Consider the following 7,640-nt stretch of genomic DNA (forward strand, 5'->3'; position numbering starts at 1 on the left):
AGCGGGGTGGGCAGCACGCCGGCCCCTACTGCAGGCGGGACAGGTCGACGGACTGGGACGCCGGCGGCGGGGTTGCCCGTACCGGCGCGTCGAACTCGGAGAAGACGGCCGTCGTCCGCTCGCCCTCCGCGTTGGTGCCCTCCAGCCGCAGCAGGTGCGGCTTGTCCTCCGTCGACACCGAGAACGTGCCCTTCTCGCCGTCGTGCGCACTCGTGACGTTCACGGCCGGCCGGCCGCCGACACTGACCCGGCCGCCCTTTGTCAGGGTCTCGTCCGGCGGCTTCGACGAGAAGTCGTCCTTGTACGTGTCCAGGTCGCAGAACTCGGCGAAGCCCTTGAGCAGCGCGCTGTCCGTGGTGCCGTGCAGGTAGCGGCCGTCGATCAGCGCGATGGCGTCCTGCGCGGCCCCCGCTCCCGGCACCTGGGACCGCAGCAGCGCCTCGTCGAGCCTCATCCACACGTCGTCGCCGCGCTTGATCACGTCGGCCCGGCCGCCGGACGCGCCGGGCGGCCGGACGGTGCCGACACAGTTGCCCGCCACGTCGAACCGCAGGTCCAGAGCGGTCTTGCCCGACGCGTCGGTGACCTCGGCGACCATCCGCATCGAGGTGGCCGTGGACATGGCCCGGCGGGACGCGGCGGCGATCTCCGCCGCGCTCTTCGCGGCGATCCCGTTGTCGTCCGCGAGGGCCACCCCGGCACCCCCGGCCAGGAGGAACACCCCCACCGCCCCGACGGCGGTACCACGGACCGCGTCGGCCCGGCGTGCGGACACCCGGCGTGCGGACATGACCCACCTCCCTGCACCGCTCCCGGCAAAGCCGGTCACCCGATCAGCCTAGGCCCGCCCCCCGCACGCCGCAGTCCGGCGCCCGTACCCCCGGCATCATCCGATCGGCCGACCCCGAGGTCGGCCGCCCGGCCGGACAGCCGGGGCCGCCGGACGGACCGGCGAGCGGCGCACCCGGCCGCAGGATGAGGACATGACCTCTCCCGAGCACGCCCCCCGCGCAGGCCGCGCAGGCCACGCGGACGACCCGGCCCCCGTCCGGCTCCTCCTCACCGCCGCCCGCACCGGGAACGCCGCAGCCGTACGCTCCGCCCTCGCCGCAGGCGCCCCGACCGAGGTGCGCGACGACGAACTCCGCACCCCGCTGCTCCTCGCCGCCCTCGGCGACCACGTCGAGGCCGCCGAGGCGCTGATCGCCGCCGGCGCCGACCCTGACGCCCAGGACGCCCGCGAGGACACGCCGTGGCTGGTCACCGGCGTCACCGGCAGCGTCCGCATGATGCGCCTGCTGCTGCCGGCCCGCCCCGACCTCGCCCGCCGCAACCGGTTCGGAGGCATCTCCCTGATCCCCGCCGCCGAACGCGGCCACGTCGAGTACGTCCGTGCCGTCCTCGCCGAGACCGCGATCGCCGTCGACCACGTCAACCGGCTCGGCTGGACCGCCCTCCTGGAAGCCGTCATCCTCGGCGACGGCGGCGACCGCCACGAAGAGGTCGTCCGGCTCCTCCTGGCTGCCGGTGCCGACCCCCGCCTCCCCGACGGCAAGGGCGTCACCGCGTACGAGCACGCCGTCCGCCGCGGCTTCACCGGTCTCGCCGCCATCCTGCGCACCGCCGAGGCCGCCACCGGCCGGGACGCCACCTCCCAGGACGCCACCGCCAGGGACCCGCGGTGAACCGCCGCCGCACCCGACCCGCGCTCGGTGCCGCCGCGTGCGCGGCCGTCCTGCTGCTCGGTGCCTGCACCCAGGCCGACGGCGCCGGCGCCCCGGCCGCCTCCCGGCAGACCGCACCCGCCGGGACCCCCCTCCCCGCCGGCACGCCCACCCCCGCCGGCACCCTCCTGGTCGCGGACTTCGGCGCCGACACCGTCACCTTCGTCGACGCCGTCCGCGGCCCGGCCGGCTCCGTCACCGTCGGCACCGCCCCGTACGGGCTCGCCGTCGGCCGCGACGGACTGGCCTGGGTCGCCACCGCCGAGGGCGTCGCGGTGGTCGACACCCGCACCCGCACCCGGGTCGCCCGCATCCCCTACCGCACCGACACCGGTCCGGCCGGCGGGGGCGAGTACCGCGGCGGCGGCATGGGCATCGCCCTGTCCCCGGACGGCACCCGGGCCTACGTCGGCGTCAACGTCCCCGGCGGCCCCGGCGTCCTGGAGGTCATCGACACCGCCGGCCGCCGGGTCACCGCCACCGTGCCGGTGGGCCGCCGCCCCTTCGACGTCGACGTCGCCCGTGACGGCTCCGAGGTGTACGCCACCGGACACGACTCGTTCGACGTGACGGTGGTCGACACCGGCACGCTGCGCCCGCGCCGCATCGAGGTCGCCCCTTACGGCACCGAAGGCGGCCTCGGCTCCTGGCTGAAGCCCCACTACGCGGCGGTCCGGCCCGCGGACGGCCGGCTGCTGCTCCCGTTCGAGGGCGAGCGGCTCGCCGTCGTCGACCCGCGCACCGGCCGGGTCACCGTGGAGCGGATGACCGCGGACACCCACCAGCACGGCACCGCCGTCACCCCCGACGGCCGTCTCTTCGTCGTCGGCACCGGCGCCGTCGACGAGGGCGAGGGCCCCTCCCTGACCGTGCGCGCCCCCGACGGCACCGAACGCGTCCACCCGCTGGAGGGCCCGCACGAGGACGTGGCCGTCTCGCCCGACGGCCGCACCGCCTACGTCACCGGCGGCTTCACCCGCGACGGCTACTGGAACGGCCTCACCGTCGTCGACCTCGCCACCGGCACCACCCACCGCCTCCCCGCCGGCCGGCGCCCCCTCGGCATCGCCGTCCTCGGCTGACACGGGCGGCCCCCGCCGGACTGCCGGCGACACCCCGTAGGGTGGCCCGACGACGGTGTGACGTCCGCCGGGACAGGGGGAGTTGGCGTTGGTGGAGGCACTGCGGCCCGGAGATCCCGCGGAGATCGGCGGGTACCGCCTGCTGGCCCGGCTCGGCGAGGGCGGCATGGGCGAGGTGTTCCTCGCCCGGACCGCGTCGGGGCGCGCGCTGGCGCTGAAGACCGTGCACCGCGAGCTGAGCCGGGAGGACGGCTTCGCCGAGCGGTTCGCCCAGGAGATACGCACCAGCGACCGGGTCCGCTCCCCGTGGACGGTGTCCGTCGTCGACTTCGGCCCGCCGACGGCCGCCCCGCAGTGGCTGGCCACCGAGTACGTCGCCGCACCCTCGCTCGCCGACTGGGTGCACCGCCGGGGCCCCCTGGCGGAACCGGCGGTCCGCAGCCTGGCCCGCGAGCTGGCCGCCGCCCTCGTCGCGGTCCGCGCGGTGGGCGTCGTCCACCGCGACATCAAACCGGCCAACGTCCTGCTCGGCCCGGAACGGCCGTTCCTGATCGACTTCGGCATCGCCCGCGCCGTCCGCGAGCCGCGCCGCACCCGGACCGGCACGGTGATCGGCACCCCCGGCTACCTCGCGCCGGAACAGGCGACCGGCGCCCCCGTCGGCGCCCCGGCCGACGTGTTCTCCCTCGCCGCGGTCCTCGTGTACGCGGCGACCGGCCGCGGCCCGTTCCTCGGACCCGGGGAGGAGGTCACGCTCCCGGCCCTGCTGTACCGCGTCGTGCACGACGAGCCGGTGCTGGACGGCGTACCGGCCGCGCTGGTGCCGCTCGTACGGGACTGCCTGGCCAAGGACCCGGCGGCCCGCCCGGCCGCCGAGGAACTGCCGGGCCGGCTCGGCACCGCAGCGGCCGACTGGGCGGCGGCGGCGCCGGCCGAACTCGTCGCGGACACCGGGCGCCGCGCGGCGGAGCTGGGCGCGTTGCTCGCGGGGCGGGAGCGGGCCGTCCCGGCGGCGCCCGTCCCGTCGGCCGCTGCGGATCCCGCCCAGGCGCTCCCCGCACACCGGCACATCCCCACCGCCCCGGGCACCCCGCCCGCCCCGGCAACGATCCCCGCCCGTCCCGAGCGCCGCCCGTCGGTGACCGCCGCCGCGGCCGTGGGCGCGGCCGTCGTGGCCACCGCCGTCACCCTCCTCATCGCCCTCCCCAACGGCGACGACGACCCGAAGGACAACCCGACCGGAACCAGAACCGGAACCGGCACCAAGTCCTCCGCCCCGGCCGTGCCCCCGCCCGACGGCACGCTCCCCGCCTCGTGGATCGGCACCTGGTCCGGCACCGGCCCCGGCACGCCGGACGCGGACGGCGTCACCCAGGCCCGGACCGGGAAGTTCGCCGTCACCGTGACCCTGAACGCCGGCACCGAAGGCGACCTGATCGGCCGTCAGGTCAGCGACGTCACCGACACCGCCACCGGCCGCAACCTGGGCTGCACGGACGCCCTGGAGCTGCGCCAGTTCCACGGCGACCGGGCGGTCTTCAAAGCCGTCACCACCCACCCGACCGACCGGTCAGCGCAGGGGCTGAGCTGCCGCGAGGGCAACCTGTACGTCGTCACCAAGACCGGCCCCGACCGGCTCACCATCGAGGTCGAGGGCGCCCAGTCCGCCGGCGCGCCCGACACCCTCACCCGCCGCCGCTGATCCCGCCGCCCCCGTACCGGCGGGCGGCGCGTCAGTCGGTGTCGGTGGCCGCCAGGACGGCGATCCGGCGCCGGCCGGGGGAGAGGGCGGCGATGCCGTAGTCGTAGATCTCGTTCTGGAACCACTCGGAATCGCACTCGAAGTGGAACCAGGTGCTGGCCATCGCCAGCGCCTCCACCTCGGCCGCGGACGCCCCCGCCGGGGCGCCGACGAGACCGGCGAGCGAGAACCAGGCCGCACGCCGCCCGTACGCGCCCTGCGACCCGCCGCCGTACACCCCGCCCATCGACGCCGAACTGAAGAGGATCTTCCAGATGTCGGCGAGCGGCCGGATTGCGACCTCGTAGCGGTCCGACGGTCCGAGCCCCGCCACGCAGTCCATCGCCAGCGTCGGCAGCAGCGCCGGCACGTCCGAGGGTGCCACGGGTTCGTCCGGCTCGAAGAGCCACGCGTCACAGTGCCCGAGGTCCTTGGTCGCCGAGACGATCGTCTCGTGCAGCTCCACGCCGATGCCGTTGCGCAGCGATGACGGCCCCGCCGTACGCGGTGTGGCCGGATCCACCCGGCCCTCGGCGGTCAGCCCCGACCACAGCCCGCCCGCGGCGCTGGTGATCCCCCGGGAGGGGAAGGGCGAACCGGCCTCGAACGGCCGCAGCTCCGCCGGCAGCCACACCAGCGGGTGCCAGCCGGGCCGCCACCGCACCCAGGTGGACAGGGCCGCGTGGGCCGTCGTGTCCACCCCCCGCAGCAGCAGTTCCTGGAACAGACAGGAGCGCAGCTCGTCATGCTTGTCCCGCTCGGGCCGGTCGTAGAGGAGTTCGGCCAGGTCGCCGGGGTCCTGCGCCTCGGCGAGCAGGGAGGCGACCATCCGCGGCCCGGCCTCCGTCGTGCTCAGCGGGGCGTGCGCGTCGAGCAGGGCGATCAGCTGCTCCACACTGTCCCGGCCGGGCGTCAGGGCGAGCGCCCGCACCACGTGCGCGAGGGACCGCCCGTACGCCCGCACCTGCTCGGACGCGTCGGAGAGCCCGACGGCCAGGCGCGCGCCCAGCTCCCGCACGTACACCATGTCGCCCTGCCGGGCCCGCTGCTCGACCTGTCCCCATACGAGCGCTTCCAGCTCGCGCACTTCGTCCTTCACGGTCCGTCACCCTATGGCCCGGGCCGGGGCGGCGGTGGCAGACACGCCTCAGGGGCTGGTGACGGTCTCCGTGAACACCTCGGTGGAACCGTCCGGCAGCTCCGACGTCCCCACTCCCATGAACCCCAGCCCCAGGCCGACCGACGCGAAGAACAGCCCGACGCACGCGAAGACCGCAGAGAACACCACCCCGAGCACCGCCCCGACGGCCGCCCCCGGTGCACCCGGGCCGAGCGCCACCGCGCGCTGCGGGTGCTCGGGCAGGTAGCGGACCTGGACGAAGTCCCCGACCACGCGCGGCACGCCCGACAGGTCCTCGACCCGGACGTCCTGCCCGTCCCGGGTCCGGAAGCCGAGCACCACGTGCCGCCGGCTGCGCGTCCCCGGCCCCTCCTCCCGGCGGTGGTGCGTCACGTACGTGTCCAGACACCGCGCCTCGGCCGTCAGCCCCCGCGCCAGCGTCCGGCTGCGCAGCATCAGACGGCGTACGAGAACCACCGCCATCGTGACCCCGACAGCCGCGAACAGCAGCCCCACCAGACCGAACACCAGACCGAACGCGCCTGCCGATTCCGATATGTCCAGCATTGCTCTTCCCCCGCGTCGACCGCCCCTGCCGGGCAGCTGTGCGGAGAAGGATGCCCGACGCCCGCAATCGGTTCCGCCCAGGTCAGCGCACGGCCGCGTCGGCGAGCACCGCGTCCAGCCGGGCCCGGCACTCGGCGACGAAGGCGGGGTAGGTGTGCCAGTAGTAGGCGAGACCGCTGACCGCCACCCCCACCGCCCACGCGCGCGCCCGCACCCACGTCGCCTCGTCGATGCCCACCGCCGTCCAGTAGGCCTCCCGCGCAGCCGCGGGCAGGTCCCACACCGCCGCGTGCTCGGCATCCGGGAAACCCACCGACAGGCCGCCGAAGTCGATCACCGCCGCCAGCCGACCGTCCCGGACCAGCAGGTTCGTCGGCTTGAGGTCCCCGTGCAGCCACCCCTGCGGCCCGGCGGGCCCCGGCAGCGCGAGCCCGGCACGCCACAGGCCCGCCACTGCGTCCACGTCCAGGTCCAGCCCGGCAGCCCCCAGAGCGCGGCAGTCCGCGAAGCTCTTGCCGACCCACTCGTCACACGGCTGCAGGCTCCCGCCGCGGTACCAGTCGAGGCCGTCGGCGCGCACCGCACCCATCAGCCCGGTTCCGTGCAGCTCCCGTACCGCCGCGGCCAGGTCGCTCCCGAAGGCCGCCCAGTCCGAGACGGTCCCCGGCCCGGGCTCGACACCCTCGATCCATCGGTACACCGACCACGCGACCGGGAACGCTTCCGAAGGCCGGCCGGAGTGCACGGGCTCGGGTACGGCGAACGAGAGGTGCGGTGCCAGCCGCGGCAACCACTCCTGCTCCTTGCGTACGGCCCGCGCGTTGCCGGCCGTCCTCGGGAGCCGCACCAGCAGCTCGTCGCCCAGCCGGTACATCGTGTTGTCCGTCCCCGCCCCGGCCCGCACCAGCGGCAGCTCCGCCCACTCGGGCCGCTGCTCCCGCAGCAGCGCCCTGACCACGGCTTCGTCCACGGGAATCTCATCCTGATGAATAACCACGCCCGGCAGTCTCACCACCCGGGCACGGTCCGGCCACCGGATTACACCCCGGCACCCGCCCCGGCCGAAGGCGTCACGGGCATCTCCTGGGGGTCGACTTGACGTGGCCTCTGCAGAGGACTAGCGTAGCCGAGCTGCTTCTTCAGGGACCCGTCATCGACGGACCCCCCAAGTAGCCGAACCACTACCTACGACACACCCTGGCGGGCGTGAATTCGGCGTGCCTGAATTCCGTTCAGCGGCTCGATTATGAGCCGTCCGGGAAATCGGCTAGCGTAGTGAACCGCCGAAAGGCAAGGCCCTCCAACGGCCACCGAATTCCCGCCGAGTCGGAAACGACTTCGGAACGGAGTCTGGTAAGGTTGGAACCGCCGGAAGGGAAAGCGCGAAAGCGCCGGAACGGAAAGCG

Annotated in this window: 7 protein-coding genes; 3 read left to right on the top strand and 4 right to left on the bottom strand. The window is 75.2% G+C overall.

Annotation, left to right across the window (positions count from 1 at the left end):
• Positions 1–25 precede the first annotated feature (25 nt).
• A complete protein-coding gene (locus tag LG634_RS33510; protein ID WP_226739593.1) occupies positions 26–790 on the bottom strand; it encodes a hypothetical protein in 765 nt (254 codons plus the stop codon).
• Between the two features lie 193 nt (positions 791–983).
• On the opposite strand from LG634_RS33510, the gene LG634_RS33515 reads away from it, so the two are divergent.
• The 3 genes from LG634_RS33515 (at position 984) to LG634_RS33525 (ending at position 4,508) form a co-directional block, all read left to right on the top strand.
• Complete coding sequence (locus tag LG634_RS33515) at positions 984–1,685, top strand: ankyrin repeat domain-containing protein (protein ID WP_226739595.1); 702 nt, start codon at positions 984–986, stop codon at positions 1,683–1,685.
• Positions 1,682–2,806: a YncE family protein gene (locus LG634_RS33520; protein WP_372482541.1), complete on the top strand. Its 1,125-nt coding sequence runs from the start codon at positions 1,682–1,684 to the stop codon at positions 2,804–2,806. Before LG634_RS33515 ends, LG634_RS33520 begins: the two co-directional genes overlap by 4 nt.
• 91 nt (positions 2,807–2,897) lie before the next feature.
• On the top strand, positions 2,898–4,508 hold the full coding sequence (locus LG634_RS33525) for a serine/threonine-protein kinase (RefSeq protein ID WP_226739606.1): 1,611 nt from the start codon (positions 2,898–2,900) through the stop codon (positions 4,506–4,508).
• Positions 4,509–4,539: 31 nt separating this feature from the next.
• On the opposite strand, the gene LG634_RS33530 is transcribed toward LG634_RS33525, so the two are convergent.
• From LG634_RS33530 to LG634_RS33540, 3 genes are all read right to left on the bottom strand, one after another.
• Complete coding sequence (locus LG634_RS33530; protein ID WP_226739597.1) at positions 4,540–5,646, bottom strand: DUF6183 family protein; 1,107 nt, start codon at positions 5,644–5,646, stop codon at positions 4,540–4,542.
• A gap of 48 nt (positions 5,647–5,694) precedes the next feature.
• Positions 5,695–6,234, bottom strand: coding sequence for a DUF3592 domain-containing protein (locus LG634_RS33535; protein WP_226739599.1), 540 nt, complete (start codon positions 6,232–6,234; stop codon positions 5,695–5,697).
• Positions 6,235–6,316: 82 nt separating this feature from the next.
• Entirely contained in the window at positions 6,317–7,231 is a 915-nt protein-coding gene (locus LG634_RS33540; protein ID WP_226739601.1) for an aminoglycoside phosphotransferase family protein, read from the bottom strand.
• Positions 7,232–7,640: the final 409 nt, after the last annotated feature.

It is taken from the genome of Streptomyces bambusae (assembly GCF_020532645.1).
Classification (GTDB): Bacteria; Actinomycetota; Actinomycetes; order Streptomycetales; family Streptomycetaceae; genus Streptomyces; species Streptomyces bambusae.